We start from the raw sequence: 26471 nt of genomic DNA on the forward strand, positions 1-26471 counted from the left end.
CGTCAGAAGGCCAGCCGCGAGCACTGCGGCGGCCGCGGCGGCTCGCATCAGCGGTATTCCGGGTTCTCGTGGTCGAACCGAGCCCCCGCGTCCCACTCCGAGCGCTGGTTCCCGTACCCGGGAACCCCGCCGGCCTGCTTCAGCATCCGGCCCAGGTGCATCAGGTTCCAGGTCATGAAGGTGGTGTTGCGGTTGGTGAAGTCGTTCTCCGGACCACCGCTTCCCGGGTCCAGGTACGACGGGCCGGGGCCGGCCTCGCCGATCCAGCCCGCGTCGGCGTTCGGGGGGATCGTGTAGCCGACGTGCTGCAGCGAGTACAGGATGTTCTGCGCGCAGTGCTTGATGCCGTCCTCGTTCCCGGTGATCAGGCATCCGGCAACACGTCCGTAGAAGAGGTACTGCCCCTTCTCGTTCTGCAGGCTGGAGAGGGAGTAAAGGCGCTCGATGATCACCTTGGTCTGGCTCGAGTTGTCGCCCAGCCAGATCGGTCCGGCGATCACCAGGATGTCGCTGTCCAGGACCCGCGGGTAGATCTGGGGCCACTCGTCGGTCGCCCAGCCGTGCTCGGTCATGTCGGGGTAGACGCCGGTGGCGATGTCGTGGTCGATCGCGCGGATCACCTGCACGTCGACGCCGTGCTTGCGCATGATCGACGCACTGGTCTCCACCAGCCCCTCGGTGTGGCTCGGTTCGGGGGAGCGCTTCAGGGTGCAGTTGATGAAGGTGGCCTTGAGGTCGCTGAAGTCGGTGTCCATGGCAGCCAGCATGGTGCCTGCGCGCCGCCGGGGGGAGCCCCGAGGATTACGACCCAGTGACGGCCGCGACCGCGGAGATCGTGCGGTCGAGGTCGTCCGGGCTGACGAAGTAGTGCGGCGATGCCCGGACCACAGCGTCCAGGCCACGGTCGGACATGTCGAGCCTCGTCGAGCTCCGACCGCTCACCGACACCGTGACCCCGGTCTCTCCCAGGCGGGACTCGACCTGGGCGGGCGCGAGCCCGGCGACGGTGAAGGAGACGATTCCCGCCAGGTCGTCCCCGCGGTCGTGCAACGCCACCTGCGGCAGCGCTCCGAGTCCTTCGCGCAGCACGGCGGCGCGAGCCCGGACGGAGGCCTCGACCTCGGCCGGATCGAGGTCGAGCAGGTGGTCCAGTGCGACGCCCAGCCCGAGCGTCGCCGCCACGTCGCTCTCGAACAGCTCGAACCGGGTGGCGTCCGGACGGAGGCGGTAGTCCTCGGAGTCGGTCCAGTCGGCTCCGTGCATGTCGGCCGCGAACGGCTCCAAGGTCTCGAGCAACGATCGGCGCACCCAGAGGAATCCGGTGCCGCGAGGCGCTCGGAGCCACTTGCGCCCGGTCGCCGAGAGCGCGTCGACCCCGAGGTCGGCGACGTCGACGGAGAGCTGTCCCACGGACTGGCAGGCGTCGAGAACGGTCAGCGCTCCCGCCGAGCGGGCGAGGCCGGCCAGGTCGCGCACCGGTGCGACGGTCCCGGAGTTCGTCGGCACCTGGACCAGCGAGACCAGCCGGACGCGGTCGTCGAGGAGGCGGGCGAACGCCTCCCGGTCCGGGGTGCCGTCGGGGAGGGACGGCACGACCTCGACGCTGCAGCCGTCGGCACGCGCGCGTTGCAGGAAGGCGATCGCGTTGCTGGCGTACTCGTTGCCGCAGATCAGGATCCGGTCGCCGGTTCGCCAGCGCAGCGCCGAGACGAACTGGATCCAGGCCCGGGTGGCGCTGTCGACCAGGGCGACCTCGTCGGTGGTTCCGCCGATCAGGCGCGCCACCGACGCACGCACGGCGACCAGGTCGTCAGAACGCTCGGCCGCGGCGCGGTAGCCCCCGACCTCCTCCTCGCGCCGCAGGTGGGCGATGACGGTGTCCACGACCGGCCTGGGGGACAGCGACGAGCCGGCGCTGTCCAGGAACGCCTGGCCGTGGCAGCCCGGGGTCAGCGCTCGCTCCCGCTCGAGGTCGATCACGGGTTCCATGCTGCCGTACGTCGCATGCGGATCCCGGGAACGGGAAGAGATGAACAAAATCTGACGTTCGCTCTGCAGCCTCGGAATTGTCCGTGGCGCTCCCTAGGCTCGAACGCAGCCGAGGAGGAGGCTCCCCCATGACCAGCAACCCCTGGACCGCAGACGCGCTCGTGGAGCGCTACGACCAGGTCCGATCGCACACCGAGCGGCTGGCGGCGCCGCTCTCGCCGGAGGACCAGACGGTCCAGTCGATGCCCGACGTCTCGCCGACCAAGTGGCACCGCGCGCACGTGACCTGGTTCTTCGAGACCTTCGTGCTCGCCGAGAACGAGTCCGGGTTCGCCCCGTTCCAGGACAAGTACTGGTTCCTGTTCAACAGCTACTACGAGGCCGTCGGTCCGCGCTACAACCGGGCCGAGCGCGGCGTGGTCAGCCGACCGGGCGCGCACGACGTCGGCGTCTACCGGGGCAACGTGGACACCCGGATGCGCGACCTCGTGGCCACCCTGGACCAGGGAGCCCTGGAGAAGCTGACCAGCACGATCGAGCTCGGCTTCCACCACGAGCAGCAGCACCAGGAGCTGCTGCTGATGGACATCAAGCACGTGCTGTCGCTCAACCCGCTGCAGCCCGTGTACGCCGGTGCTCCGGAGCCGGCCAGCGAACCGGACCAGCTCGGCTGGGTCGACATCGCCGGCGGGTTGGTCGAGATCGGCCATCGTGGCGCCGGCTTCAGCTTCGACAACGAGCTGCCCGAGCACCAGGTCTACCTGGAGCCCTACCGCCTGGCCGACCGGCTGATCACCAACGGTGAGTGGTTGGCGTTCATGGCCGACGGCGGTTACCGCAGGCCCGAGTTCTGGCTCTCCGACGGCTGGGCCAAGGTCAAGACCGAGGGCTGGGACGCCCCGTTCTACTGGCTCAATCTCGATGGTGTCTGGCTGGAGCACACGCTGAACGGCACCTGGCCGGTCAACCCAGGGCTGCCGGTGAGCCACATCAGCCACTACGAGGCCGACGCGTACGCCGCCTGGGCCGGCAAGCGGCTGCCCACGGAGGCCGAGTGGGAGCACGGCGTCCGCCAGGCCGGTCCTGGCGAGGACCCGGACTCGGTCGGCAATCTCGCCGACACCGAGAGCTATCACCCCCGTGCTGCCGGGCCGGCGACCGGGAAGCTGCGCCAGGCCTACGGCGACTGCTGGGAGTGGACCTCCTCGGCCTACCTGCCCTACCCCGGCTTTCACCCGGCTGCCGGTGCGATCGGGGAGTACAACGGAAAGTTCATGTCGAACCAGATGGTGCTGCGTGGCGGCTGCGCGCTCACGCCACCAGGTCACACCCGCGCCAGCTATCGCAATTTCTTCCCGTCCGCGGCGCGCTGGGCGCTCTCGGGCCTGCGGCTCGCCGACGGCGGTGCCCCTACGAAGGAGGTGGCGGCATGACCGCCGCGAAAGAACCGTCGGTCTCCGTGCTGCTCGACCCGAACTGGGCGGCCGGCAGCCTGGTCGAGGACGTCCGCCGTGGCCTGAGCCAGCACCCGCGGACGCTGCCGCCCAAGTGGCTCTACGACAACCGTGGGTCGGAGCTGTTCGACGAGATCACCCGGCTGCCCGAGTACTACCCGTTCAACGCCGAGCACGCGATCCTCACCGAGCACGCCGACGAGATCGTCACCGCGAGCGGCGCGACGACGTTGGTCGAGCTCGGTTCGGGCACCAGCGAGAAGACCCGGCTGCTGCTGGACGCCTTCGTCTCCTCCGGTCAGCTGACCCGCTTCGCGCCGGTCGACGTCTCCGAGCAGACCCTGCGCGACGCCGCCGACCAGATCGCCCACCGCTACCCGGGCCTGGAGGTCGCGGCGGTCGTGGGCGACTTCACCCTGCACCTGGCCCACCTGCCCAAGGGCGGGCGGCGGATGGTGGCGTTCCTCGGCGGGACCATCGGCAACCTCTACCTGGAGGAGCGCCGGGCCTTCCTCGGGGCGCTCGCAGACCTCCTCGAACCCGGTGACTCGCTGCTGCTCGGGACCGATCTGGTCAAGAGTGCGGACCGCCTGATCGCGGCGTACAACGACGGAGCCGGCGTCACCGACGAGTTCATCCGCAACTCCCTGGTGGTGCTGAACCGCGAGCTGGGCGCCGACTTCGATCCGGGTGCGTTCTCCTACATCCCGTTCTGGGACCCGCACATGGAGCGGATGGACATGCGGCTGCGCTCCGAGGCCCCGCAACGGGTCACGATCTCCGGCGCTGACATGGTCCTCGACCTCTCCGTCGGTGAGGAGATCCGCGTGGAGATCTCCACCAAGTTCCGGGTCAGCAAGATCGCCTCGGAGCTCGAGCAGGCCGGGTTCGGTGTCACGCGGGTCTGGACCGACCCGGACAACGAGTTCGCCCTCACCCTGGCGACGAAGCCCTGACCTCGCGCCGGAGCCGAGGGGCGGGTCCGAAACGGGTCTCGGTCGTGCCGACCGGGGTGAACTCCGCCGAGGCGTAGAAGTCCGCTGCGTGGGGATTCGCCGTGACTTCGATCCACGGCGCCCCGTCGGCGGCGGCGCGCACGACCAGCGCGTCGACGAGGAGCGTCGCCAGCCCCTGGCGCATCGACGCCGGGTCCACGAACAGGTCGTCGAGCTCGAGCCCCTCGTCGATGCGAACGGTCGTGGCGAATCCGACGACCTGCCCCGCACCGTCCTCGACGACCAGGGTGCCGCCGTCGGTGATGCCGTCGCCCGCCCAGACCAACGCGTCCGGGGCGCCGAGCAACGCCGCGCGGTCGCCCTCGTTGCTCAACGACGCACGTCGGTAGATCTCGCGCAGCACGTCCAGGTCGCTGGGCGTCGCGCTGCGCACGGTCGGCCGGCCCACGCTGGGAGGCTAGTCGGCACGTCAGCGATCCGTAAGGCGATCGCCTGTTGTCCGCGCGTCCCGGTGCCGAGGATGGACGGATGCACTCCAGACGTACGTCGTACTTCGTCGACGAAGCCACGGCGGCGCGGATCGAGCGCGCCGAGGCCGAGCTGATGGCGGCGTGCAGCAGCGCGGTGGGTTCGCGGTTCGGGGTCGAGCACTTCCAGGTGGCAGTGCGTGGCGGGTTCGCCACGTTCGCCGGCGCGGACTCGCCGTACAACAAGGTGTCGGGCGTGGGCTTCGCCGGGATCCCGGACGACCACGAGCTGTCCGAGATGGAAGCGCGGTTCGCGGAGCACGATGCCCCGGTCTCGTTCGAGGTCGCTGCGCTGGCCGATCCGGCACTGGTGGAGCGACTGTCCTCGCGTGGCTACCGGCTGGTCTCGTTCGAGGACGTGCTGGTGCGCGACCTCGTCGATCCACCGGAGGTGAAGGCGGACGGGGTGGTCGTGCGTCGTGAACCCGCAGACGTCGACGACAGCTGGATCCGCGCCTGGCTCGACACCGTCGTCGAGGCGTCGCTCCAGCCCGACACCCAAGGGCTCGCCCAGCACGAGGAGTTCTCCCGGGAGGTCCTCGAGCAGGCCGAGCTCGCCGGGTTCGATGCCGGTGTGCGCACCTACCTGGCGCTCGTCGACGGCGTTCCTGCCGGCGGAGCCGGAGTGCGTCTCGTCAACGGGATCGCCCAGATGGCCGGCGCCGGGACCGTGCCGGCGTACCGGCGCCGCGGTGTGCAGACCGCCTTGGTCGCTGCCCGTCTCGAGGACGCCGCGGCTGCGGGTTGCGATCTCGCCGTCGTGACCACCCAACCCGGATCGCCCTCGCACGCGAACACCCAACGGATGGGATTCGATCTCGGGTACACCCGGGCGGTCCTGGTGAAGGAGGTCAGGTGACCCGCGCAGAGGTGGCCATCATCGGAGGGACCGGGTTCTACGAGTTCCTCTCCGATCCCGAGCAGGTCGAGCTGAGCACGCCGTACGGCGATGCCTCCGGGCCGGTGAGTGTCGGCACGGTCGGAGGCACCCGGGTGGCGTTCCTGCCGCGGCACGGGGCCGGGCACGCGTTGCCGCCGCACCGGATCAACTATCGCGCGAACCTGTGGCTGCTGCGCTCGCTCGGGGTCCGGCAGGTCCTGGCGCCGTGCGCGGTCGGCGGGCTGTCGCCGGTCGTCACACCGGGTGATCTCGTCGTTCCCGACCAGCTCGTCGACCGGACCTCCGGCCGGGTGCAGACCTTCGTCGAGGAAGGCGCGGTGCACGTCCCGTTCGCGGACCCGTACTGCTCCCGGCTGCTGGACACCTTCCGGGTACGCGACGGCGTCACCGTCGGCGGCACGATGGTGGTGGTCGAAGGCCCCCGGTTCTCCACCCGTGCCGAGTCGCAGCACTACGCCGCCCAGGGCTGGTCGCTGATCAACATGACCGGACACCCGGAGGCCGTGCTCGCCCGCGAGATGCGCCTCTGCTACGCCGCCCTCGCGCTGGTCACCGACATGGACGCGGGCATCGAGCAGGGGGCAGGCGTCGGTCAGGACGAGGTCTTCGCGCTGTTCGCGGCCAACGTCGAGCGACTCAAGAGCACCCTGGGTTCGATCATCGCGAGCCTGCCCGACCCGGACGGTTGCACGTGCTCGACCTGGGCCGACGGCATCGAGCTCGGGTACGACGTCCCGTGAAGGTGCTGCTCACCGGTTCGGCCGGGTTCATCGGCGGGGCGATCGCCGAGGCGCTGACGGCGCGTGGAGCCGAGGTCGTCGGGGTGGACCTGATGCTGCCCCAGGCGCACGGCGCGACCGCCGCACCCGAGGGGACCCACGTGCTCGACGTCCGTGACGCCGGCGCCTGGAGCCGGGTGTTCGCAGGCGTCGACCTGGTCTGCCACCAGGCAGCGATGGTCGGCGCCGGGGTACGGGTCGCGGACCTGCCGGACTACGCCGCGCACAACGACCTCGGCACGGCGGCGCTGCTGGCGGCGATGCACCGGCACGGCGTGGACCGTCTGGTGATGGCGTCCTCGATGGTCGTCTACGGCGAGGGGCGGTACCGCTGCCCGGAGCACGGCGATCGCCGGCCGGGACCGCGCGCGATCGTGGACCTCGAGGACGGTTCCTTCGACAATCGCTGCCCGGACTGCGGTCGGGCGCTCGACTGGGCGCTCGTCGTCGAGGAGGCCCCGCTCGACCCACGCAGCGGGTACGCCGCGAGCAAGGTCGCCCAGGAGCACTACGCCTCCGCGTGGGCCCGGCAGGCCGGGGGAGCAGCCGTCGCGCTGCGGTACCACAACGTCTACGGCCCCGGGATGCCGCGCAACACCCCGTACTCCGGGGTCGCGGCGATGTTCCGTTCCTCCCTGGAGCGGGACGAGGCTCCTCGGGTCTTCGAGGACGGTGGTCAGGTCCGCGACTTCGTGCACGTCCACGACGTCGCCCGCGCGAACGTGCTCGCGATCGAGCAGCTCGCAGGATCGGCGGCGGAGAGCGGGATGCGCACCTTCAACGTCTGCTCGGGGGAACCGATCTCGATCGGCGAGGTGGCGGGACTGATCTGCCAGGGCTCGGGCCGGACCGGCATCGATCCGGTCGTGACCGGCGAGTTCCGCGCCGGGGACGTGCGCCACGTGGTGGCCTCGCCGCGGCGGGCGGCCGACGAGCTCGGTTTCGTCGCCGAGGTCGCACCGGCTGAGGGTTTGCGGGCGTTCGCGACCGCACCGTTGCGCGCCTGATCACCACCCGGTTCGGAGCAGGTGCTGGAGCAGCAGCGCCGTCCCGACCTGGAGGGCCAGGCCTCCCGAACGCCACCGCGGCGGTAGCAGCGCGCTGCCGAGCAGCAGCCAGGGCACGAACGGCAACCAGATCCGCTCCACCTCGGCCTTGCTCATCAAGGATGCGTCCGCGGCGAGCACGCTCGTCGCTGCCGCTGCGGCGAGCACCAGGACGACCCGTGGCGCGGGCTCCGTGCGCTCGGACCGGCGTGCCCAGGCGACGGCGACGATGGCGCCCAGGATCAGACCGGCGCTGCACGTCAGGGCCGCCAGGTCGCCCCAGAGCCAGTAGCCGGTCGGACGGACGTGCGCGACCCCGTCCCAGTACCGACCGTGCAGCGCGTGCAGCGCCGCGAGGTAGTTGAACCCCAGTGCGGCGTAGGTCAGCACCACGGCGGCGGCCGCTGCGGCGGTCGGCAGAAGCGGGCGCCACGATCGACCGAGGATCAGCACGGCGAGCGCGAGGATGCCGAGCAGCGGGAGTCCGTAGGAGAGCATCACGGCGTACCCGAGCAGGAGGCCGGCGAGCACCGACCAGCCCAGGAGGCGGCCACCGGTCGAGGTCGCGGCGAACGCAAGGGCGGCCAGCCCCCAGGCGGCGACCGCGGCGAACATCGCGTCCGCGGACACGCACTGCCAGATCGCGGCCGGTCCGAGGACCAGGAACGGCGCTGCGGTGCGAGCCAGGTCCTCGGCGCCGAGCCGGCGGACCGTGACCAGCACGGCCGGGGCGGTCGTCGCCGCGAGCGCCGTGACCACGAGTCCAGCCGCCAGTCCGCTGCCGAGCCCGAGGTGGACCAGCAGCACGAAGAAGGTCAGCGCGCCGGGCGGGTGCCCGGCGATGTGCACCGGCCAGTTGTCCGGGGCCGCACTGAAGGGGATCCGGCTGACGTACTCCTGCAGCGTGTGGTGCAGGTCGGTGGTGGCGCGCGCGGTGCGCAGGTACTCGTACGGCGTCTGCAGGATGACGCCGATTCCGTCGCGGCCGTCCACCAGCGCCAGCGACAGCATCCACGCCAGACCCGAGACCCAGGCGACGGCCAGCAGGCGGCCCCAGCTCAGCGTCGCGGCGGTCGTGGCGGCGTACCGAAGGCCCAGGAGGGCGACCAGGACCGCCGGGGCGGTACCGGGACCGAGCCGTGGGTCCCAGACCGCGTGCAGCGGCGGGAACGACTTCACGTGCACGTCCCAGCCGGTGATCGCCGGCACCGCCATCGCGAGCGCCACCAGGCCCATCGCCGCCAATAGGCCGGACCACGCGGCGCGCGAGAGCGGGGGCGTCGAGGTCGGCATGCCCCCACGCTAGGCAGTCGGCGGTGCGAAACCGGGGTCGCGGCGACCGACGTCAGTGTTCCGTAAGGCTTGACCGCCCCGGCCCGGGGAGGCGGCTGCCTACGTTGGCTGGATGGACCCGACCTGCACGCTGATCCTTCCTTGCCGCGACGAGGCGGCCGCGTTGCCGGAGGTGATCGCGCGGGTTCCCGCGGGCGTGGAGATCCTCGTGGTCGACAACGGCTCGACCGACGGCACGGCCGAGGTTGCCCGTGCCCTGGGCGCTCGGGTCGTGACCGAGCCGCAACCGGGCTACGGGGCCGCGGTCCACGCCGGGGTCGAGGCCGCCCGGACCGAGCTGGTCGCGGTGATGGACGGCGACGGGTCCTTCCACGCCGACGACCTGGTCCCGTTGATCGACGACGTGGCGCAAGGGCGGGCGCAGATGGCGGTCGGACGGAGGCGTCCGGTTCGTCGCGGGATCTGGCCCTGGCACGCGCGCCTCGGCAACCAGGTCGCCATCGCCATCCTGCGCTCGCGCAGCGGCTTCGGGTTGCACGACATCGCACCCGCGCGGGTCTGCCGGCGGGACGACCTGATCATCCTCGGGGTCGAGGACCGCCGGTTCGGGTATCCGCTCGAGCTGATGAGCCGCGCGTCCGCGGCCGGCTGGAGCATCGTCGAGCGCGACCTCGCCTACCACCCGCGGGCCCGCGGCACGCGGTCGAAGGTGAGCGGCTCAGTACGCGGGACCTTCCGCACCGCGCGCGACTTCCTGGCGGTGCTGCGATGACGGGCCGCGCCCTGGTGATGGCCAAGTCTCCGGTCCCGGGGAGGGTGAAGACCCGGCTGGCGGCGGATGTCGGCCACGAGCTTGCTGCGGAGCTGGCGGCGCGCGCCCTGCTGGACACGCTGGCCGCGTGCTCCGAGGCCTTTTCCGAGTGCCACCTGGCCCTCGATGGTGACCTCGCCGATGCCGCGTCGTGGCCGGCGCTGCGCGAGGCGACGGCGGGTTGGCAGGTGTTCCCGCAGTGCTCCGGTGTACTCGGGGACCGTCTGGCCCACGCGCACGCCCGGGTGGCGCAGGCCGGGCCGGGGCCGGTGGTGCAGGTCGGCATGGACACCCCGCAGCTGACCGCCGGCGACCTGGTCGCGGTGGCCGAGCGGAGCCGTCCGGGGACTGCGGTGCTTGGTCCGGCGGAGGACGGAGGATGGTGGGTGCTCGGTCTGGCCGACCCGGACGCAGCGCGGTCGCTGGTGGACGTGCCGATGTCCACCGCAGTGACCGGGGCTCTCACCGCGCAGGCCCTCCGGGCCGCCGGTCTGCTGGTCGACCCGGCGCCGCGGCTCCGCGACGTCGACACCCTCGCGGATGCGGTCGCGGTCGCGGCCGAGGCCCCGTGGACGCAGTTCGCGGCCTGTTGGCGCCGCCACCGGTCGGTGGTCGCGTGAGCGCCCTGGCGGCACCGTTCTCCGAGGTCTACAGCGCAGCGTTGCGCGGCGAACGCTGCCACGTCGTCGGCCGGGCGGGCGCGGTGCAGCTCCCTGTGGCGGCGTGGTCCCGGACAGCGGACGGGTCCGACCGGGCGGTGCTGGCGTTGTGCGAGGGCCCGACCCTGGACGTCGGGTGCGGCCCGGGGCGGATGACCGAGCACCTGACCCGGTCGGGGAACGCGGCACTGGGGATCGACGTGGTGCCCGAGGCGGTGCGTCAGACGCGCGCTCGCGGGGCCGCTGCTCTGGTCCGCGACGTCTACGACCACGTTCCCGGCGAGGGCCGGTGGAGCACCGTGCTGCTCGCGGACGGCAATGTGGGCATCGGCGGCGACCCGCGGCGGTTGCTGACCCGGGTGGCCGCCCTGCTCGCACCCGGGGGACGCGTCGTGGTCGACCTGGCGCCACCGGGGAGCGGTCTGGAGACGCGACGGCTGCGCCTGCGGACGAGCGCTGTGCAGAGCGAGCTGTTCGCGTGGAGCACGGTGGCCGCCGACCAGGTCGGCGTGGTCTGTGCCGGCGTCGGTCTGGTCGTCGACCGGCTCGAGCGTTTCGGGGACCGCTGGGTCGCCGTGCTCCTCAAGGACGGACGATGAAGCTCGAGGCACTGGCGCCGCCCCGCGAGGCGGACTTCACCTCCCGGTTGCGGAGCCCGGCCGTGGCCGCCCGGGTGGGCGTCTGGCTCGGGATCTGCTTCGTCATCGCGTTCGTCACCGGGCTGATCAGTCACGAGGCCCACGTCACCCACCCGTTCGTCGGCTTCCCCACCCGTCCGGTCTGGCTCTACCGCTGGACCCAGGCCCTGCACGTCGCGTCCGGGACAGCTGCGATCCCGCTGCTGCTGGTCAAGCTGTGGTCGGTCTTCCCCAAGCTCTTCGCCCGTCCACCGCGCCGGATCACCGAGCTTGCCGTCGAGTCGTTGGAGCGCGGCTCGATCGCCGTGCTCGTCGGTGCCGCGATCTTCCAGCTGGCCTCGGGCGTGGCGAACACGGCCCAGTGGTACCCGTGGGGCTTCCACTTCCGGGCCACCCACTACGCGATGGCCTGGATCGCGCTCGGGGCCCTGGCGGTGCACGTCGCGGTGAAGCTCCCGCTGATCCGGTCGGTCCTCGGTTCCCCGATCGAGTCCGCCGAGCACGACCGCCCCAGCACCGCCGAGTCCGGTCCTCTGGACCGACGCACCCTGGTGCGCGGCAGCCTGCTCGCTGCCGGGGTCGCGGTGCTGGCCACCGCCGGCTCCGCCGTTCCGGTCCTCCGGCGGGTGTCGGTGTTCGGGGTCCGGTCCGGGGGCGGTCCGGGCGGCGTCCCGATCAACAAGAGCGCCCGCGCCGCGGACGTGGTGGCAGCTGCGCTCAGCCCGTCGTACCGCCTGACCGTGCGCCACGGAGCCCGATCCGTCGAGCTCTCGCGCGCGGATCTCGAGGGGCTGCGCCAGCGGACCGGCGTGCTGCCGATCGCCTGCGTCGAGGGCTGGAGCGCGAACGGGACCTGGGACGGCGTGCGCCTGCGCGACCTGCTCGACCTCGTCGGTGCACCACGCGGCCGGGACGTCCGGTTCACCTCGCTGCAACAGCACGGTCCCTACAAGGTCACCACCCTGCCGAGCCAGTTCGCCGACGACCCGCTGACGCTGGTGGCGCTCGGACTGGACGGCGAGAAGCTGGCGTTGGACCACGGCTACCCGTGCCGGTTGATCGCACCGGACCGGCCGGGCGTGCTGCAGACGAAGTGGCTCGACCAGGTGGAGGTGCTCTGATGCGCGCCACCCGCGTACTGCTCGGAGCGGCCGGCGTCGCGATCGCTGCGTACGGCGTGAGCCTGCTGCTGGACCTCGGGTTCGCCAATCTGCGGGCCACCCTGGAGTGGTTGGTCGGGGGAGTGCTGCTCCACGACGCGGTGCTCGCGCCCCTGACGATCGTGGTCGGTGCCGTCTTCGTGCGCGCTCGGCGAGCGGGGCTCCGGATCGCTCCACTGGTCATCGGCGGCGTGGTGCTCGCGTCGGTCTCGATCGCAGCGATCCCCGTCCTGGGGAGGTTCGGTGAACGCGCCGACAACGCCACCCTGCTGGATCGCAACTACCTCGTCGGCTGGCTGGTGTTCGCAGGCGTCACGGTGGCGGTCAGTCTCGTGCTGCTCGTGCGCGGAAGGCAGCGCCCTTAGCGCGGTTGCCGCACTCGCTCATCAGGCACCAGCGCCGGGACCCGTTGCGGGTCCGGTCGCGGAACACGAACTCGCACTCCGGCCCGGGGCAGGCCTTGAAGCGCGGCCAGGTCGCGCGAGCCGAGGAACGGACCAGTGCTGATGCCACCGCGGACGCGATCGTCCCGGTCAGGTCGGTGGGCCCCGTCGACTCCAGGTGCGGACCACCGGTGAGGACCAGACGCAGCGGAATCGCTTCCCAGGTGTCTTCCTCCAGCTCGACGTCGACGCCGTTGTTCGCCAGCGCGAGTGCCCGCACGGACCGCCGGAGGGCGCGCAGGAGCTCGAGGTCCGTGCTCCTGCCGGGGATCGCGGAACCGCCGAGGTCGGACCACCAGGACCTGAGTCCGACCGGGTCGTCGAGCAGGTCCGGTTCTCCGTGCCCGAGGTTGGCGAACGCGGCGAGCAGGTCCTCGTCCTCGGGCGGCAGCGGAATCGGGTTGACGGGCATACTAACCATCATACACAGTTAGACGGTTAGCACGTCAGAACAGTGAGAAGCCATGTCAACGACCTTGCAGAGCAGCCACGGATCCCGGGCCGGCGAAGCCGCGATGCTCGTCTCCGCCGTCGCCTACGGCATCAGCACGACGGTGTCGGTGGCAGCGCTGCACCGGATTCGACCCGCCGACCTGGTCGCCGTCGAGCTCGCCGGTGCCGCCGTCGTGCTGGTCCTGGTCGGCCTGGTACGGGGAACCCTGACCCGCGAGGGCGCGCGGCGGAACTTCGCGATCGGGGCACTGATGCCTGGTCTCGCCTTCGTGCTCGGCGACTCGGGGTTGAGCCGGACCAGCGCCACCGCCGGGAGCCTGCTGCTGGCCGCAGAGCTGCCGATGTCGGTGCTGCTGGCACTGCTGTTCCTGCATGAGCGGCTCCGCGGTTGGGGCCTGGGTGCGATGGTGCTCGGTCTGTTCGGCAGCACCGTGGTCGCCCTGGGCGGCGACGCGGGCGGGATGGCCACCACGCTCGGCAACCTGCTGGTGGTCGCCTCGGTGTCCGCCTCGGCGATCTACCTGGTGCTGACCCGCACCTTCAACGGCGCCGACGGACTGGGCGCCTCGACCTGGCAGACCGTGGGAGCTGCGGTGTGCACCTCCCCGTTCGTGCTCATCGGCTGGTCGCACGGAGGCAGCGGGCTGGCGACCGCCGGCTGGTCCGGATGGGCGTTCGCGCTCGCGGTCCTGGCCAGCACCGCGATCGGCAGCGTGGCGTTCAACTTCGGCATCAGCCGCGTTCCCGGCGTACGCGCCTCGCAGCTGCTGAACCTCACGCCGGTCGTGGGTCTGCTGGCCGCGATCGTGTTCCTGCGGGAGTCCCCCTCGATCCTGCAGTACGCCGGGGGAGCGTTGGTGCTGCTCGCGGTCGCCGTGCTGGTGCGGTTCGTGGAGGCCGACGAGCCGGCACCGGTCGAGCCCGTGGAGGACGTGGTCCGGGCTGAGGCTGCCTAGCGGCGGAGGAGCTCTGCGCCCTGAGTGAAGAAGTACGCCAGATCGTCGATCTCGCTCAGCGGCAACGCTGCGCCGAACGGTGCGTTCCAGAAATCGCCCGCGACGCCCTCGAGGCTCCACGGCCCGACGTAGGCGTAGGGGACCTCGAGGAACCCGTCGCCGGGGGAGACTCCGTAGTTGACCTCGGCGACGGTGATGCCGAGGTCGAAGTGCTCCGGCCAGAGCACCCGCTCGTGCTCGGGCGCGAAGGCTGCGAGGGCTTCCTCGCCGCGGCGGAACCCCTCATGGATCTCGGCGGCGCAGGCGGCGTCGATCTGGAGCCGGTGGTGCTCGTCGAGTCCGCAGCCGTCGGTGTAGACCGCGGTCAGCGGACGTGGGGTCACGCCGGCCTCGGCGCCGACCTCGAGGATCGTCCGGCCGTCCAGCGGGACCTCGACGCCGTCGGCGCGCAGTCGGTTGCCGGCCACGGAGACGAACGGCTCGCGCACGGTCCCGAACCCGCCGGGGCGGGCTGCGAGCTTGATCGTGCCGTGCTCCCCGTGCTGCGGACCGGCGAGCAGCAGCTCGGCAACCGCGTGCAGGGACCGGCGGGTGGTGGTCAGGTCGGCCATGTCTGGAGGCTAGTCCGGTGCGCTCCCGGCGGCCCCGCGCAAATGCTTACGTACCGAGGACACCTGCCGCCGCCCTCTTCCGCCCGGCCCGGCTCGGCCACGAGGCTGACCCCATGAACGAGAGCTCGTGGTACCGCGTCGCGCCCGAGGACGTCCCCGAGGACGAGCGGGTGACGACCTCGGTGGTGGACGGTCGGTCCGTCGCCCTGACCCGTTGGGCCGGTCGCCTCGGTGCGCTGGAGAACCGCTGCCCGCACCAGGGTGGGCCCGTCGGAGAGGGGTCCATCGAGAACGGTTGGCTGCGCTGCCCGTGGCACGGCTACGACTACGACCCGACCACCGGCACCCCGCCGGAAGGGTTCACCGACGCGGTGACGGCGTACGAGGTCGAGGAGCGCGAGGACGGCGTCTACGTCCAGCTCCCGCCGCAGCACGAGAAGGTCCGCACGGTCTCAGACGTGCTGGTGGAGACCTTGGTCGCGCACGGCGTGGACACCGTCTTCGGCATGGTCGGGCACTCCAACCTCGGCTTCGCGGACGCACTGCGCCGCGCCGAGGAGCGCGGCGAGCTCCGCTTCATCGGCATCCGTCACGAGGGCGCTGCTGCGTTCGCGGCAAGCGGGTACGGAAAGCTGACCGGCCGCCCGGCCGCCTGCTTCGCCATCGCCGGCCCGGGCTCGACCAACCTGCTCACCGGCCTGTACGACGCCAAGCTCGACGGTGCGCCCGTGATCGCGATCTCGGGCCAGGTGCCGTCGAAGGTCCGCGGTCGCGGGGCCTTCCAGGACCTCGACCTGGCCGCGGTCTTCCGTGACGTCGCGCTGTCCACCGCCTCGGTCGAGGCGGGGTCGGACCACGCTGAGCTCGCCGCGCTGGCGGTCAAGCACGCTGTGGATGGTCGCGGGGTGGCCCACCTGGTCCTGCCGGACGAGGTCCAGGAGCTGGCCTCGGACGCGGTTGCCTCCGGTCCGGACGGACGGTTCGGGTCGCAGCACCAGGTACCCGCGCCGGCCGACATCGAGCGCGCAGCGGCGCTGCTGGACCAGGCGCAGCGACCCGTTCTTGTGGTCGGGCAGGGCGCGCGGGGTGCGCGTACGGAGCTGCTAGCTCTGGCGGAGCGGCTGAACGCTCCGGTGCTCACGACCTTCCGCGCCAAGGGGCTGGTCCCGGACGACCACCCGCTCGGCGCCGGGGTGCTCGGACGCAGCGGGACGCCGGTGGCGAGCTGGCTGATGAACGAGTCGGACCTGCTGGTCGTGGTCGGCGCCTCCTTCTCGAACCACACCGGCATCGCGGCGTACAAGCCGATCATCCAGATCGACGACCGCGTCTCCTCGCTGGGGCGGTTCCACCCGGTCGCGGTCCCGGTGGTGGCGGACGCCGCCGCCGGTCTTCGAGCCCTGGACGAGGCGACCCGGACGGCCGCACCGGTCGACCAGCGTGCCGACGTCGCCGCGCGGTGGGCGCTCTGGCGCGCCGAGAAGGCGCGCCGGGCGCAGGACGATCGTGGCCAGGGCGTCTCCGCGGCTGCGGTGTTCGAGGCGCTGTCCGAGCACCTGCCGGCGGAGGCCGTGGTGAGCGTCGACGTCGGCAACCACGCCTACTCACTCGGCCGGTACCTGGAGTCGAAGGGACAACCGGTGCTGATGTCGGGCTACCTCGGCTCGATCGGCTTCGGCTACCCGGCGGCGATGGGCGCCTGGGCCGCAGACCCGTCGCGCCCGGTCGTCGCGGTGACCGGCGACGGCGGCTTCGGGCAGTACGCGATGGAGCTGACGACCGCGGTGAAGTACGGCATCGGCATCAAGCACGTCCTGCTGAACAACAACGCGCTCGGCAAGATCTCCAAAGAACAGGTCGCCGGCGACTTCCCGGTCTGGCAGACCTCGCTGCACAACCCCGACTGGGCGGCGTACGCCGAGCTGTGCGGAGCCACCGGCATCAAGGTGACCCGGCGCGAGGACCTCGATGACGCGTTCCGCAGGCTCTTCGCCACCGACGGCCCGGCGCTGCTCGTCGTCGAGCAGGACGCCGCCCTGCTGTGAGGAGCTGACGATGCCCGATGTCGCCTTCGTGAACCTGCTCGGGGTGCTGGTCATCGCCGCGCTCGCTCCGATCGTCACGGCGTTCCTCCCACGGCTGCGACTGCCCGCGGTCGTGCTCGAGATCGTGCTCGGGGTCGCGGTCGGCCCGCACGCCCTGGACTGGCTCCGTCCCGACCTCGTGGTCCAGATCGTCGCGCTGCTCGGCCTGGCGATGCTGCTGTTCCTCGCCGGGTTGGAAGTCGACGTCCGCGAGTGGCGAGGGCGGCTGCTCGGCGTGGTGGTGGCCGGCTACGGGATCTCGCTCCTCGTCGGCTTCGCGGTGGGCCTCGCGCTCGACGGAGCCGGCTGGATCAGTGACCCGGTGCTGCTCGCGGTGACGCTCTCTGCCACATCCTTGGGCCTGGTCGTCGCCGTGCTCAAGGACGCGGCGCTGCTGGAGAGCGGGGTCGCGCGGACCACGATCACCGCAGCGTCGCTGGCCGACTTCGCGGCCGTGGTGCTGCTGTCGATCCTGTTCTCCGCCGACGGACGGAGCACGGCGTCGCGGCTGACGCTGCTGGCGCTGTTCGTCGGACTGATCGGCCTGGTGGTGATCGCGGCGACGCTCTCCGCCCGGAGCACACGGCTGGCCGACGTGCTGGTCGCGCTGCAGGACGGGACCGCGGAGATCCGGGTGCGCGCTGCCGTGCTGCTGATGGTCGGGTTCGTCGTGCTCGCCGAGAAGGTGGGGCTGGAGAGCATCCTCGGTGCCTTCCTGGCCGGAGCCGTGGTCGCGGCCCTCGATCGCGACGCGACCTCGCACCCGCACTTCCGGCTGAAGCTCGAGGCCGTCGGGTTCGGGTTCCTGGTGCCGGTCTTCTTCATCACCAGCGGGATGCGTCTCGACGTCGCGGGGCTCCTGGACCACCCGGCGGACCTGCTCCGGGTGCCGGTGTTCCTCGCGGCACTGCTCCTCGCCCGCGGTGTTCCGGCGTTGCTCTTCCTCCGTGACCTCGGCCGCCGGCACACGATCGCCTCGGGACTGCTGCTGGCCACGAGCCTGCCGTTCATCGTCACCGCGACCCAGATCGGCCTGCTCACGGGGCGGATGTCGGAGACGACCGCGACCGCGCTGGTCTGCGCCGGCCTGCTGTCCGTGGTGGTCTTCCCGGGGCTGGCGATCGGCCGCGCCCAGCAGGTCGAAGCGGAACCGATCAGCCCGTAAGAGGCTCGTAACCGCGCCCCTCTACCGGGCCGGGGCGGGGAGCGAGATGGTCGGTGAAACCCATCCCTGAAGGGGGCAACCGCCATGTCCATCCACTCCAAGAGCTTCGAGGAACCCGACGAGCGCCGGGCGCCGGACAAGACCCAGGTGGACGTCGTCCGCCTGCCCGGCGCGACCGTGTCCCGCTCCACCTTCCAGCCCGGCTGGCGCTGGTCGGAGTGCATCAAGCCGGTCGCCGGGACCGACTCCTGCCAGGTGCACCACGTCGGTGCGCTGATCTCCGGCCAGCTCGAGATCCAGCACGACGACGGGACGACGCTGCGCCTGATCCCGGGCCACGCCTACGTCATCGAGCCGGGTCACGACGCCTGGGTGGTCGGGGACGAGCCGGTGGTCGGCTACGAGTTCGACCCGAACGCCGCCGAGACCTTCGCGCGGGGCTGACAGCGTCGCTACGATTCGCTCGTGCCGAGCCAGGTGCGGGTCGCCGGTGTGGTGGCCGCGCTGTCGGTCACCAGTGACCTGACGCGCGGGCACCCGCCCGGTGAGGCGATGCGCGCGGCGCTGGTCGCCACCGAGCTGGCGCGCCGCAGCGGTCTGAGCCCGGCACGGCAGTCGGAGGTCTACTACTCGACGTTGCTCCGGTTCGCCGGGTGCGCGGCCACCTCGCACGAGGCCGCCGCGAACTTCGGTGGCGACGACGTCGCGCTCCGGGCGACCGGCGACCTGACCGACACCGGCCGACCCCTCGAGGCGATCCGGTTCCTCACCGGACTGGTGCAGGGCACCGACAAGCTCCGGATGCTGGCGAGCATGCCGCGCGTCCCGGGGCTCGTCGCCGAGGCCGCCCGCGCCGACTGCGAGGTCGGAGCCGGACTGGTCGGGCTGCTCGGGCTGCCGTCCGCGGTCAGCGAGTCCGTGCTCTGCGCCTTCGAGCGGTACGACGGCAAGGGAGCCCCGAGCGGGCGATCGGGCGCGGATCTCCCGGAACCGGCCCGGTTCGCCGCGGTCGGGTTCACCGCCGTCATGTTCGACGCGGTCGGTGGCGCCGACCAGGCCGCGGAGGTCGTCGGCCGCTGGTCCGGTCGCGCGCTGGACCCGGCGATCGCGCAGCTCTTCCTCGCCGATGCCGGCGAGCTCCTCACGCTCTCCCGGGCGGACGACGCCTGGTCCGCGGTCGTGGCTGCCGAGCCCGCCCCGCACCGGTACTTCGACCACGACGGCCAGCTCGACGACGTGCTCGCCGGATTCGGTGACGCCGCTGACCTGAAGTCGCCCTACTTCCAGGGCCACGCCCGGGGTGTGGCCGGCCTGATGCGGGCCGCGGCCGCTCAGGTCGACGGGGTGGATCCGGTCACGGCGTACCGGGCGGGTCTGGTGCACGACCTGGGACGGGTCGCGATCCCGACCGGGATCTGGGAGAAGCCCGGGCCGTTGAGCCCGGACGAGTGGGAGCTGGTCCGGCTGCACCCGTACCACTCGGGCCGGATCCTGGCCCGATCGCCAGAGCTCGAGCCGCTCGCTGGCGCCGTCAGCCGCCACCACGAGCGGATGGACGGGTCCGGTTACCCGATGGGCGTGAAGGCGGGCGAGCTCGACCCGGTCGCCCGCCTGCTCGCGGCTGCTGAGGCATGGCACACCTTCGGTGAGCCGCGCCCGCACCGGCCGGCGCTTCCGCCCGACGAGGCGGCCCGGCGACTCTCCGAGCTCCCGCTGGACCGCGACGCCGTCCGGGCGGTGCTGGCCGCGGCGGACGGCCCGAAGCCGAGCCTCCCCGCGCTCCCGGTCGACCTCACCGAGCGCGAGCTCGAGGTGCTCCAGCTTCTCGCCGCCGGCCTGACCAAGAAGCAGATCGCCGAGCGGCTGTTCATCTCGGCCTCGACGGTGCACACCCACACCGTGCACATCTACGGCAAGTGCGAGGTGAGCACCCGGGCGGCGCTGGCGATGTTCGCGATGCGCCACGGACTCGCCGCGACCCCCTAGGCCGATATCGATCGAACAGTCGATGCGGCGGCGCACGCCGAATTCCTAGGTTCCTCCTCGACGCAGCACCAACACTCAGGAGGAACCATGAACACGATGATCACCAGCCAGGCCGAGGCCGACATCGCGGCGGTACAGAAGGGCTTCGCTGCCGTTCGCGACCGCGACATCGCCGCCTTCGCCGACGGTTTCCACGCCGACGCGACCTGGAACCACCGCAACCCCGACCGGCTCGGGGGAGTGCACGACGGCATCGAGGCCGTCGTCGCCTTCCTGCTCGAGTCGATCGAGCTGACCGCCGGCACCCTGGCGCCGGTCCCGACGCGCTACCTGCCCGACGGCGAGGGCCACGTCGCGGTGGTCACCCAGATCAGCGGAGAACGTCCCGACGGACGCACCTTCAGCGACACCCAGATCCTGTACTTCACCCTCGAGGACGGGAAGGTCCGCTCGGTCGACCAGTACATCGGCGACCCGCCCGCGGTGACCGCGTTCTGGGCCTGACCGCCTGAGTGGGCGACAGGCCGCCGGTCCGTGGACCGGCGGCCTGTTCGTTGCGTAGATCAACTATCTTCACTGACCGTGAGCACCTCGATCGATCCCCGCACCCCGGTCCTCGTCGGCGTCGGCCAGGCGACCGACGTCTTCGGCAGCGACGACTACGCGCAGCTGTCCAGCGCCGACCTCGCGGCCGCAGCCTCCCGGGCGGCCATCGAGGACGCCGCCGGGAACGGGATCGGCGAGCTGATCGACGTGATCGCCTGCGTGCGGCCGATGGAGCTCTCGACCCCGCTGCCGCCGGCCCTCGGGGTCTCGACCAAGTTCCCGCGCTCGGTCGCCCACCGGCTCGGCATCACTCCCGAGCACGCGGTGCTCGAGGTCGTCGGTGGCCAGAGCCCGCAGCACCTGGTCAACGAGTTCGCCGGGCGCATCGCCGCAGGTGAGTACCAGGCGGTGCTGCTGGCCGGTGGCGAGTCGCTGTCGACCCAGGCGCACTTCGGTGGTCGCGAGGACGCCCCGGACTTCACCGAGCACCCGGACGGGGAGTGGGACGACCGCGGCGCGAAGTGGGAGGGCCTGCTCACCGACAACGAGATCGCCCACGCGCTGTTCATCATGTCGACGACCTACGCGCTGATGGACCACGCCCGACGCGCACGGCTCGGCCTGTCGGTGGCGGACTACGCCCAGCAGATCGGCAAGCTGTTCGCGCCGTTCTCCGAGGTCGCGGCGGCCAACCCGCTCGCGTCCACACGCCACGTCCGGAGCTCGGACGACCTGGCCGTGCCGTCGGCGAAGAACCCGCTGATCTCCGACCCGTACACCCGCTGGGTGGTCGCCCGGGAGAAGGTCAACCTCGGTGCCGCGGTGCTGCTGATGTCGGTCGAGGCGGCCCGCGCTGCCGGCGTACCGGAGGAGAAGTGGGTGTACCTGCACGGGCACGCCGACGGCAAGGAGCTCCCGTTCCTCGAGCGGCCCGACCTGAGCACGGGTCCGGTCGCGGTCCGGGCCGCGCAGCAGGCGCTGGAGATGGCCGGCGTCGGCGCAGCGGACCTGACGACGTTCGACCTCTACAGCTGCTTCGCGATCCCGGTCTTCAACATCACCGACGCCCTCGGCATCGCGCTCGACGACCCGCGCCGGCTGACCGTCACCGGCGGCCTGCCGTTCTTCGGCGGCCCGGGCAACAACTACTCGATGCACGCGGTCGTGGAGACGGTGAACCGGATGCGGGAGAACCCGGGCGGCTACGGCTTCGTCGGCGCCAACGGGGGCGCGATGCACAAGTACTCGGTCGGCATCTACTCCACGACCCCGGTGGCCTGGCCCGGTGACGCCCCGTCGCTGAGCGACGAGGGTGAGCGGCTCACCGTCGCGCTGGCCGCCGAGGGCAGCGGCGTGATCGACACCTACACCTACTCCGGCGACGAGCAGCTCGGCACGGTGCTGGGCCGGCTCGACAGCGGCGAGCGGTTCGTCGCGCACGTCCCGACCGACGACCCGCTGTTCGACCTGATGCGCAGCGGCGAGGCCATCGGGGCGACCGTGAAGGCGACCTCGGCCGACGGGATCAACACCGTCCGGCTCGCCTGAGCTGTCAACGGCGAGCCTGGAGCGCGGGGCCGAGCCAGCGGCGTACGAGTGCCCGCAGCTCGTCCTCCGAGCGCGGCGGGTCGGCCGGCGACTGGAGGAAGGAGATGAAGAGCCTCATCAGAATCTCCGCGAGCCCTTCGAGCTCGTCGTCGGCCACACCGATCTCTGACCAGTCCACCGGCACCCGGCGCAGGATGTCGGCGCCGAGCGAGAACGCGTTCGCGGTGGTCGCGCCGCGGCTGAAGATCTCAGTCTCGCCCGCCTGGAAGAGCGCCCCGATCCGGAGCTCGGATGCGATCGCCCGAACGGCGTACACGACGGACTCGATCGCGACCTCGGCCGGCGTCGTGAACCCGGTGAGGTGCTTCTCGAAGCGCTCGACGAAGTCGGCCAGCCCGGCCTCGGCGACGGCGCCGAGGAGCTCGGCCAGGTTGCTGTAGTAGCGGTACACGGTCTGGCGGGTGACGCCGAGCTCGGAGGCGACGTCGGAGAGCGTGGTCTTCGCGGGACCGTACTTCTCGACGCAGTACGACGCGGCGGCGACGATCCGCTGCCGCGCGTCCTCCTCGGTCCGGGGAGGGTTGCCCTGCCAGCCGTGGTGTCCCACCGGTCAGGCCGCCGTCGTCGCGAGCGCGGCCGGTGCCGGCGTACGGCGTCGTCCGGTGTGCAGGGCGACCAGCACCAGCCCCGCGCCGACGAAGCAGGCCAGCGTGTACCAGCCGCTGCCGATCGGGGTGCCGTCGCTGGTGATGCCGTTGGTGGCGTCCAGGAAGTCGGGCAGCGAGCCGAGCCACAGGCCACCGAGCACGACCAGGTAGGTCGTCGGGTAGATCCGCGCGAACGCCGTCATCGGCTCGGCCTCGTCGGTGCCGCGGCGCCGGACCTGGGACAGCACGATCCAGGCGCCGGCGATCCAGACCAGTCCGAGCTCGATGCCGAGCACCCAGGCCTGCGCGGTCACGTTCGGGTCGTCCCCGCCGAAGACCCCGGACGGGATCCCGAAGACGCCCATCGCCGGCGGCGCGAGGACCCCCGCCAGCACGATCCGCCAGGCCAGCGGCCAGCCACGGCGCGTCCCCGCCAGCTTCACGACCAGGAAGGTCATCACGCCGAAGGAGACCGAGGCGAAGAGCAGCATGCTGTTCATCGGCACCGAGGCGAGCGACGGGTGGTTCACGTCGGTGTTGGCGTCGTTCCAGGCCCACCACTTCAGCTGCGGGCCGAGCTGGTCGAAGATCTCGTAGAAGACCTGGCACACGAACGCGACCGCGATCGAGCCGACCAGCGCACCGCGGTGCTTGAAGATCCCGAGCACCCGCACGGTCTCGTAGGCCAGCGTGGAGAAGGCCGGGTAGCAGGCGACGATGTACAGCGGCAGCCGGTCCCACATGAACTGCACCGAGAAGATGTTGTGGGCGAAGATGAAGCCGTACTGCTTGTCCAGGCCGAACCACTCCGGGAAGTACAGCGGCGGCTCGGTGACGAACAGGTAGACGAGGGAGGCGCACCAGAGCGCCAGGTTGACCGGGTCGCCGGCGCGGAAGCGGCGGACGGCGTGCACCAGGGCCCAGACGGCACCGCCGATGATCACCAGCTCGAGGATCGGCATGGTCCAGCTGGCCAGGTCGAACGGGTTGTGCACCGACACGACCGGACTGACGTCGTGGCAGTCGAAACCCAGCGCGGCGGTGACCTTCTCGGCCGCGTGGTCGCAGGTCGCACTCATCCCACTGCCTCCTTCTCCTGCGCAGCTGCGCCCGGTGTCCAGTCGGTACCGGGCGGGTCGGACTGCGGGTCGAAGCCGAACGGGACGGTACGCCGTCCCAGCGCCGAGTTCACCTGGTGGCGGACCAGCCCGTAGAGCACCCGCGGGTTCCTCATCATCGTGCCGAGCGACTCGTCGAGGTTGAAGACCCGCCCGAAGTGGTCGTCGACGACCGGGTCCTCGCGCGCTGCTCCGGTGATCAGGTTGAACACCGGCCAGGTCATCGAGGCCAGCACCTTGCGCTGCCAGGCCGGCAGGGTCTCGGTCCCGGTGGCGTTCTCGTAGCCGCGGTCGCGCGCCATCGCCATGCCCCACGGCACCTTGAGCTCCTTGCGCTGCGCGGCCAGGAAGCGCCGGTGGAACGCCTGGTCGAGGGCAGCAGTCCCGGCGAGCTGCGCCCGCAGGATCAGCGCCGAGCCGGCCGCCGCACTGATGCCCTGGGCGTAGAACGGGTTGAACGCGCAGATTGCGTCGCCGATGAAGACGATCCCGTTCGGTACGACGGAGAGACGGTCGTAGCGGCGCCACTTGTTGCCGGTCGAGCGGGTCAGGTGCACCTCGGACGTGGGCTCGCAGGCTGCCATCGCAGCGGCGAACAGGGGAGTGCGCACCCGTTCGGCCGAGGCGGTGAAGTCGTCGACCGAGCGCGCCATCTCCAAGCCCCAGGACCCCATGCAGGCGATCGCGCGGTCGCCCTCGACCGGGAAGAAGTTGCACAGGTACTCGTGCTCGTCCGGGTGCTCGCCGGTGTCCTGGGTCGGCATGATCACCAGGTGCTGCCACCACCAGGACTCGGGGCGGTCGGCGGGGAGGTCGTACCAGCGCGAGGTGTAGGTGACCCCGGCGTCGAGGGTCTGCACCGGCACCTCGTCCCAGCCGGCTGCCGCCAGCCAGGCCGATACCGAGGAACCGCGGCCGAGCCCGTCGACGACCAGGTCGGCGTCCAGTCGTTCCTCCCCGCCGTCCTCCGTTGGTTGAGCCTGTCGAAACCTCACCCCGGTGACCCGGCCGGAGGAGGTGCCACCGCCCGTCGTGCTGACCCCCGTGACCGAGACCCCCTCGCGGATACGGACGTTGCCCAGGGCGCGGACCTTGTCGCGCAGCACCCGCTCGATCAGGATCCGTGAGCTGTAGACCATCGTCATCGAGGACTGCTTGCGCGAGGCCCAGCCGGTGCGCTCGAGGTAGGCGGCGTCCATCGACGGCATCAGGTGCATCCCGCCCGCGGCGATCAAGTCGTCCTCGAACCCGGGGAACAGGTCGCTGATGGCCCGACGCCCGGAGTTGAGCAGGAAGTGCGGGTGCTTGCTCTGCGGGACGCCGCGGCGGTGCTCGGCGTCCGCCGGGAGCACGTCGCGCTCGAGGACGACCACCTCGTCGAAGTGCGGGGCGAGCGCGCCGGCCGCGCACAGCCCGGCCATGCTCCCGCCGAGGACGACTGCGGTCCGACCTAGCGTCATGCGAACTCCTGTCATTCATACAAAGTATGGATGAATGTATGAATGCGGAAAGAGTGTGTCAAGAGCCTCGCGCGGGACCCCCGGAACCGCGTGCGAGCATCGACCCCGTGCGCAACGAGCAACGCCTGAGGACCGGTACGCCGGAGTCGCGGGCGTTCGCCGAGCGGGTGCAGCTCGTGATGGGGCTGACCGCGCGTCTGAACGCGCTGCCGTTCGACGACCTCGACGGCCGCCGTGTGCTGCTGACGGAGATCTTCGACGGCCCGGTCCCGGACTCGCTGTCGATCCTGCCGCCGTTCTACTGCGACTACGGGCTCGGCGCGACCTTCGGCGAGAAGGTCTTCATCAACCAGGGCTGCTACTTCCTCGACCTCGGCGGCATCACGGTCGGGGACCGGGTCCTCATCGGACCCGGGGTCACGCTGAGCACTGCCGGTCACCCGGTCGAGGTCGCCGAACGGTTCGAGTTCATCACCCACGCCCCGATCGTGATCGAGGACGACGTGTGGATCGGCGCGGGCGCCACCGTCACCCCCGGCGTCACGATCGGACACGGATCGGTGGTCGGAGCCGGAGCGGTGGTGGCGACGGACGTTCCGCCGATGTGCGTGGTCACCGGGGCCGGCGTCGTGCAGCGCAAGCAACTCGATTGACCCACCTGGGAGCATGAGCGCCGTGTTCAACGTCTGCGTCTTCTCCGGATCCACGCCGGGCACCAACCCCGCGTTCTCAGCCGCCGCCACCGAGCTCGGCGCGGCGTTGGCCGACGCCGGGATGGGCCTGGTCTACGGCGGGGGAGCCGCCGGGCTGATGGGTGACGTCTCCGCAGGCGCGCTCAGCCGCGGCGGTCACGTGACCGGGGTGATCCCGCAGGCGCTGATGGACCTCGAGCTCGGCCGGACCGACATCGCCGACCTGCGCGTGGTCGCGAACATGCACGAGCGCAAGGCGCTGATGTACGAGCTGTCGGCTGCGTTCGTCACGCTGCCCGGTGGGTTGGGCACCTTCGACGAGTTCTTCGAGACCGCGACCTGGACGAAGCTCGGACTGCACCGCAAGCCGTGCCTGGTGCTCGACGTCGACGGCTACTACGCGCCGCTGCGGGCGCTGCTGGACCACGCGCTGGACAGCGGATTCTTCACCCACGGCGACCAGGAGCTGATCAGCTTCCACGGGTCGGTGGACTCGGTCCTGGCCGAGCTCGAGGGTCTGGAGAACCCCTCCGGCTGAGTCCGGAACCG

Annotated in this window: 28 protein-coding genes; 19 read left to right on the top strand and 9 right to left on the bottom strand. The window is 71.5% G+C overall.

The features are described 5' to 3' along the window. Nucleotides 1-47 precede the first annotated feature (47 nt). The gene (locus EFL95_RS08060) at nt 48-755 is read right to left on the bottom strand and encodes a flavodoxin family protein (protein WP_123234861.1); all 708 of its coding nucleotides are present in this window, start codon (nt 753-755) and stop codon (nt 48-50) included. A 46-nt stretch (nt 756-801) separates the two neighbouring features. Beyond that, complete coding sequence (locus EFL95_RS08065; RefSeq protein ID WP_123234862.1) at nt 802-1980, bottom strand: aminotransferase class V-fold PLP-dependent enzyme; 1179 nt, start codon at nt 1978-1980, stop codon at nt 802-804. Between the two features lie 137 nt (nt 1981-2117). Between EFL95_RS08065 and egtB the strand changes: the two genes are divergently transcribed. Further along, nucleotides 2118-3422: an ergothioneine biosynthesis protein EgtB gene (gene egtB / locus EFL95_RS08070; RefSeq protein WP_123233495.1), complete on the top strand. Its 1305-nt coding sequence runs from the start codon at nt 2118-2120 to the stop codon at nt 3420-3422. Beyond that, nucleotides 3419-4399, top strand: a complete 981-nt coding sequence (gene egtD / locus EFL95_RS08075) for an L-histidine N(alpha)-methyltransferase (RefSeq protein ID WP_123233496.1) — start codon at nt 3419-3421, stop codon at nt 4397-4399. Before egtB ends, egtD begins: the two co-directional genes overlap by 4 nt. On the opposite strand, the gene EFL95_RS08080 is transcribed toward egtD, so the two are convergent. Then, a complete protein-coding gene (locus EFL95_RS08080; RefSeq protein ID WP_221176353.1) occupies nt 4377-4847 on the bottom strand; it encodes a GNAT family N-acetyltransferase in 471 nt (156 codons plus the stop codon). The genes egtD and EFL95_RS08080 overlap by 23 nt on opposite strands. Nucleotides 4848-4927: 80 nt before the next feature. On the opposite strand from EFL95_RS08080, the gene EFL95_RS08085 reads away from it, so the two are divergent. From EFL95_RS08085 to EFL95_RS08095, 3 genes are read left to right on the top strand one after another with little or no spacing between them, the layout of a single operon-like run. Continuing rightward, nucleotides 4928-5785, top strand: a complete 858-nt coding sequence (locus tag EFL95_RS08085; RefSeq protein ID WP_123233497.1) for a GNAT family N-acetyltransferase — start codon at nt 4928-4930, stop codon at nt 5783-5785. Beyond that, on the top strand, nt 5782-6567 hold the full coding sequence (locus EFL95_RS08090; protein ID WP_123233498.1) for an S-methyl-5'-thioadenosine phosphorylase: 786 nt from the start codon (nt 5782-5784) through the stop codon (nt 6565-6567). Before EFL95_RS08085 ends, EFL95_RS08090 begins: the two co-directional genes overlap by 4 nt. Beyond that, complete coding sequence (locus EFL95_RS08095) at nt 6564-7613, top strand: NAD-dependent epimerase/dehydratase family protein (protein WP_123233499.1); 1050 nt, start codon at nt 6564-6566, stop codon at nt 7611-7613. The genes EFL95_RS08090 and EFL95_RS08095 overlap by 4 nt, the downstream gene beginning before the upstream one ends. Here the strand turns inward: EFL95_RS08095 and EFL95_RS08100 are convergent, their stop codons facing one another. Continuing rightward, entirely contained in the window at nt 7614-8945 is a 1332-nt protein-coding gene (locus EFL95_RS08100; protein ID WP_123233500.1) for a hypothetical protein, read from the bottom strand. It lies immediately after the preceding gene. A gap of 112 nt (nt 8946-9057) precedes the next feature. Here EFL95_RS08100 and EFL95_RS08105 point away from each other — a divergent pair, with 112 nt between their 5' ends. The 5 genes from EFL95_RS08105 to EFL95_RS08125 are packed head-to-tail and all read left to right on the top strand — an operon-like array spanning nt 9058 to nt 12578. Further along, complete coding sequence (locus EFL95_RS08105; protein ID WP_123233501.1) at nt 9058-9717, top strand: glycosyltransferase family 2 protein; 660 nt, start codon at nt 9058-9060, stop codon at nt 9715-9717. After that, the gene (locus EFL95_RS08110; RefSeq protein ID WP_123233502.1) at nt 9714-10376 is read left to right on the top strand and encodes a TIGR04282 family arsenosugar biosynthesis glycosyltransferase; all 663 of its coding nucleotides are present in this window, start codon (nt 9714-9716) and stop codon (nt 10374-10376) included. The genes EFL95_RS08105 and EFL95_RS08110 overlap by 4 nt, the downstream gene beginning before the upstream one ends. After that, entirely contained in the window at nt 10373-11014 is a 642-nt protein-coding gene (locus tag EFL95_RS08115; protein WP_221176354.1) for a class I SAM-dependent methyltransferase, read from the top strand. The genes EFL95_RS08110 and EFL95_RS08115 overlap by 4 nt, the downstream gene beginning before the upstream one ends. Beyond that, nucleotides 11011-12174 carry a molybdopterin-dependent oxidoreductase gene (locus tag EFL95_RS08120; protein WP_123233503.1) on the top strand — a complete coding sequence of 388 codons (1164 nt, stop codon included), beginning with the start codon at nt 11011-11013 and terminating at the stop codon, nt 12172-12174. Before EFL95_RS08115 ends, EFL95_RS08120 begins: the two co-directional genes overlap by 4 nt. Next, the gene (locus EFL95_RS08125; RefSeq protein WP_123233504.1) at nt 12174-12578 is read left to right on the top strand and encodes a hypothetical protein; all 405 of its coding nucleotides are present in this window, start codon (nt 12174-12176) and stop codon (nt 12576-12578) included. Before EFL95_RS08120 ends, EFL95_RS08125 begins: the two co-directional genes overlap by 1 nt. Here the strand turns inward: EFL95_RS08125 and EFL95_RS08130 are convergent. After that, nucleotides 12538-13068, bottom strand: a complete 531-nt coding sequence (locus EFL95_RS08130) for a CGNR zinc finger domain-containing protein (protein WP_183407092.1) — start codon at nt 13066-13068, stop codon at nt 12538-12540. The genes EFL95_RS08125 and EFL95_RS08130 overlap by 41 nt on opposite strands. A gap of 52 nt (nt 13069-13120) precedes the next feature. Here EFL95_RS08130 and EFL95_RS08135 point away from each other — a divergent pair, with 52 nt between their 5' ends. After that, a complete protein-coding gene (locus EFL95_RS08135; RefSeq protein WP_123233506.1) occupies nt 13121-14065 on the top strand; it encodes a DMT family transporter in 945 nt (314 codons plus the stop codon). Here EFL95_RS08135 and EFL95_RS08140 read toward each other — a convergent pair. Continuing rightward, on the bottom strand, nt 14062-14676 hold the full coding sequence (locus EFL95_RS08140; protein ID WP_123233507.1) for a hypothetical protein: 615 nt from the start codon (nt 14674-14676) through the stop codon (nt 14062-14064). The genes EFL95_RS08135 and EFL95_RS08140 overlap by 4 nt on opposite strands. Before the next feature lie 113 nt (nt 14677-14789). Here EFL95_RS08140 and EFL95_RS08145 point away from each other — a divergent pair, with 113 nt between their 5' ends. The 6 genes from EFL95_RS08145 (at nt 14790) to EFL95_RS08170 (ending at nt 22005) form a co-directional block, all read left to right on the top strand. Beyond that, entirely contained in the window at nt 14790-16721 is a 1932-nt protein-coding gene (locus tag EFL95_RS08145) for a thiamine pyrophosphate-binding protein (RefSeq protein WP_123233508.1), read from the top strand. 10 nt (nt 16722-16731) lie between these two features. Beyond that, the gene (locus EFL95_RS08150; RefSeq protein ID WP_123233509.1) at nt 16732-17925 is read left to right on the top strand and encodes a cation:proton antiporter; all 1194 of its coding nucleotides are present in this window, start codon (nt 16732-16734) and stop codon (nt 17923-17925) included. Nucleotides 17926-18009: 84 nt separating this feature from the next. Next, the gene (locus EFL95_RS08155) at nt 18010-18369 is read left to right on the top strand and encodes a cupin domain-containing protein (protein ID WP_123233510.1); all 360 of its coding nucleotides are present in this window, start codon (nt 18010-18012) and stop codon (nt 18367-18369) included. A 21-nt stretch (nt 18370-18390) separates the two neighbouring features. After that, nucleotides 18391-19911 (top strand): HD domain-containing phosphohydrolase, encoded by a 1521-nt coding sequence (locus EFL95_RS20025; RefSeq protein WP_123233511.1) that lies wholly within the window; start codon nt 18391-18393, stop codon nt 19909-19911. Between the two features lie 87 nt (nt 19912-19998). Then, nucleotides 19999-20415 (top strand): nuclear transport factor 2 family protein, encoded by a 417-nt coding sequence (locus EFL95_RS08165; protein WP_123233512.1) that lies wholly within the window; start codon nt 19999-20001, stop codon nt 20413-20415. Nucleotides 20416-20493: 78 nt separating this feature from the next. Continuing rightward, nucleotides 20494-22005 carry an acetyl-CoA acetyltransferase gene (locus EFL95_RS08170; protein WP_123233513.1) on the top strand — a complete coding sequence of 504 codons (1512 nt, stop codon included), beginning with the start codon at nt 20494-20496 and terminating at the stop codon, nt 22003-22005. Between the two features lie 4 nt (nt 22006-22009). Here EFL95_RS08170 and EFL95_RS08175 read toward each other — a convergent pair whose 3' ends face one another. The 3 genes from EFL95_RS08175 to EFL95_RS08185 are packed head-to-tail and all read right to left on the bottom strand — an operon-like array spanning nt 22010 to nt 25230. Then, nucleotides 22010-22612, bottom strand: a complete 603-nt coding sequence (locus tag EFL95_RS08175; RefSeq protein WP_123233514.1) for a TetR/AcrR family transcriptional regulator — start codon at nt 22610-22612, stop codon at nt 22010-22012. A 3-nt stretch (nt 22613-22615) separates the two neighbouring features. Further along, nucleotides 22616-23731, bottom strand: coding sequence for a hypothetical protein (locus EFL95_RS08180; RefSeq protein ID WP_123233515.1), 1116 nt, complete (start codon nt 23729-23731; stop codon nt 22616-22618). Further along, nucleotides 23728-25230, bottom strand: coding sequence for an NAD(P)/FAD-dependent oxidoreductase (locus EFL95_RS08185; protein WP_123233516.1), 1503 nt, complete (start codon nt 25228-25230; stop codon nt 23728-23730). The genes EFL95_RS08180 and EFL95_RS08185 overlap by 4 nt, the downstream gene beginning before the upstream one ends. A 107-nt stretch (nt 25231-25337) precedes the next feature. Between EFL95_RS08185 and EFL95_RS08190 the strand changes: the two genes are divergently transcribed. After that, the gene (locus tag EFL95_RS08190) at nt 25338-25883 is read left to right on the top strand and encodes a sugar O-acetyltransferase (protein WP_246004853.1); all 546 of its coding nucleotides are present in this window, start codon (nt 25338-25340) and stop codon (nt 25881-25883) included. 13 nt (nt 25884-25896) lie between these two features. Next, on the top strand, nt 25897-26460 hold the full coding sequence (locus EFL95_RS08195; protein ID WP_123233518.1) for an LOG family protein: 564 nt from the start codon (nt 25897-25899) through the stop codon (nt 26458-26460). Nucleotides 26461-26471: the final 11 nt, after the last annotated feature.

It is taken from the genome of Nocardioides marmorisolisilvae (assembly GCF_003725775.1).
Classification (GTDB): Bacteria; Actinomycetota; Actinomycetes; order Propionibacteriales; family Nocardioidaceae; genus Marmoricola; species Marmoricola marmorisolisilvae.

Bases quoted from the DNA above. Each gene is read 5' to 3' on its own strand.
- EFL95_RS08060 (WP_123234861.1), bottom strand. From the start codon at position 755: ATGGACACCGACTTCAGCGACCTCAAGGCCACCTTCATCAACTGCACC.
- egtB (WP_123233495.1), top strand. From the start codon at position 2,118: ATGACCAGCAACCCCTGGACCGCAGACGCGCTCGTGGAGCGCTACGAC.
- egtD (WP_123233496.1), top strand. From the start codon at position 3,419: ATGACCGCCGCGAAAGAACCGTCGGTCTCCGTGCTGCTCGACCCGAAC.
- EFL95_RS08085 (WP_123233497.1), top strand. From the start codon at position 4,928: ATGCACTCCAGACGTACGTCGTACTTCGTCGACGAAGCCACGGCGGCG.
- EFL95_RS08100 (WP_123233500.1), bottom strand. From the start codon at position 8,945: ATGCCGACCTCGACGCCCCCGCTCTCGCGCGCCGCGTGGTCCGGCCTA.
- EFL95_RS08105 (WP_123233501.1), top strand. From the start codon at position 9,058: ATGGACCCGACCTGCACGCTGATCCTTCCTTGCCGCGACGAGGCGGCC.
- EFL95_RS08110 (WP_123233502.1), top strand. From the start codon at position 9,714: ATGACGGGCCGCGCCCTGGTGATGGCCAAGTCTCCGGTCCCGGGGAGG.
- EFL95_RS08120 (WP_123233503.1), top strand. From the start codon at position 11,011: ATGAAGCTCGAGGCACTGGCGCCGCCCCGCGAGGCGGACTTCACCTCC.
- EFL95_RS08125 (WP_123233504.1), top strand. From the start codon at position 12,174: ATGCGCGCCACCCGCGTACTGCTCGGAGCGGCCGGCGTCGCGATCGCT.
- EFL95_RS08130 (WP_183407092.1), bottom strand. From the start codon at position 13,068: ATGCCCGTCAACCCGATTCCGCTGCCGCCCGAGGACGAGGACCTGCTC.
- EFL95_RS08135 (WP_123233506.1), top strand. From the start codon at position 13,121: ATGTCAACGACCTTGCAGAGCAGCCACGGATCCCGGGCCGGCGAAGCC.
- EFL95_RS08140 (WP_123233507.1), bottom strand. From the start codon at position 14,676: ATGGCCGACCTGACCACCACCCGCCGGTCCCTGCACGCGGTTGCCGAG.
- EFL95_RS08145 (WP_123233508.1), top strand. From the start codon at position 14,790: ATGAACGAGAGCTCGTGGTACCGCGTCGCGCCCGAGGACGTCCCCGAG.
- EFL95_RS08150 (WP_123233509.1), top strand. From the start codon at position 16,732: ATGCCCGATGTCGCCTTCGTGAACCTGCTCGGGGTGCTGGTCATCGCC.
- EFL95_RS08155 (WP_123233510.1), top strand. From the start codon at position 18,010: ATGTCCATCCACTCCAAGAGCTTCGAGGAACCCGACGAGCGCCGGGCG.
- EFL95_RS08165 (WP_123233512.1), top strand. From the start codon at position 19,999: ATGAACACGATGATCACCAGCCAGGCCGAGGCCGACATCGCGGCGGTA.
- EFL95_RS08180 (WP_123233515.1), bottom strand. From the start codon at position 23,731: ATGAGTGCGACCTGCGACCACGCGGCCGAGAAGGTCACCGCCGCGCTG.
- EFL95_RS08185 (WP_123233516.1), bottom strand. From the start codon at position 25,230: ATGACGCTAGGTCGGACCGCAGTCGTCCTCGGCGGGAGCATGGCCGGG.
- EFL95_RS08195 (WP_123233518.1), top strand. From the start codon at position 25,897: ATGAGCGCCGTGTTCAACGTCTGCGTCTTCTCCGGATCCACGCCGGGC.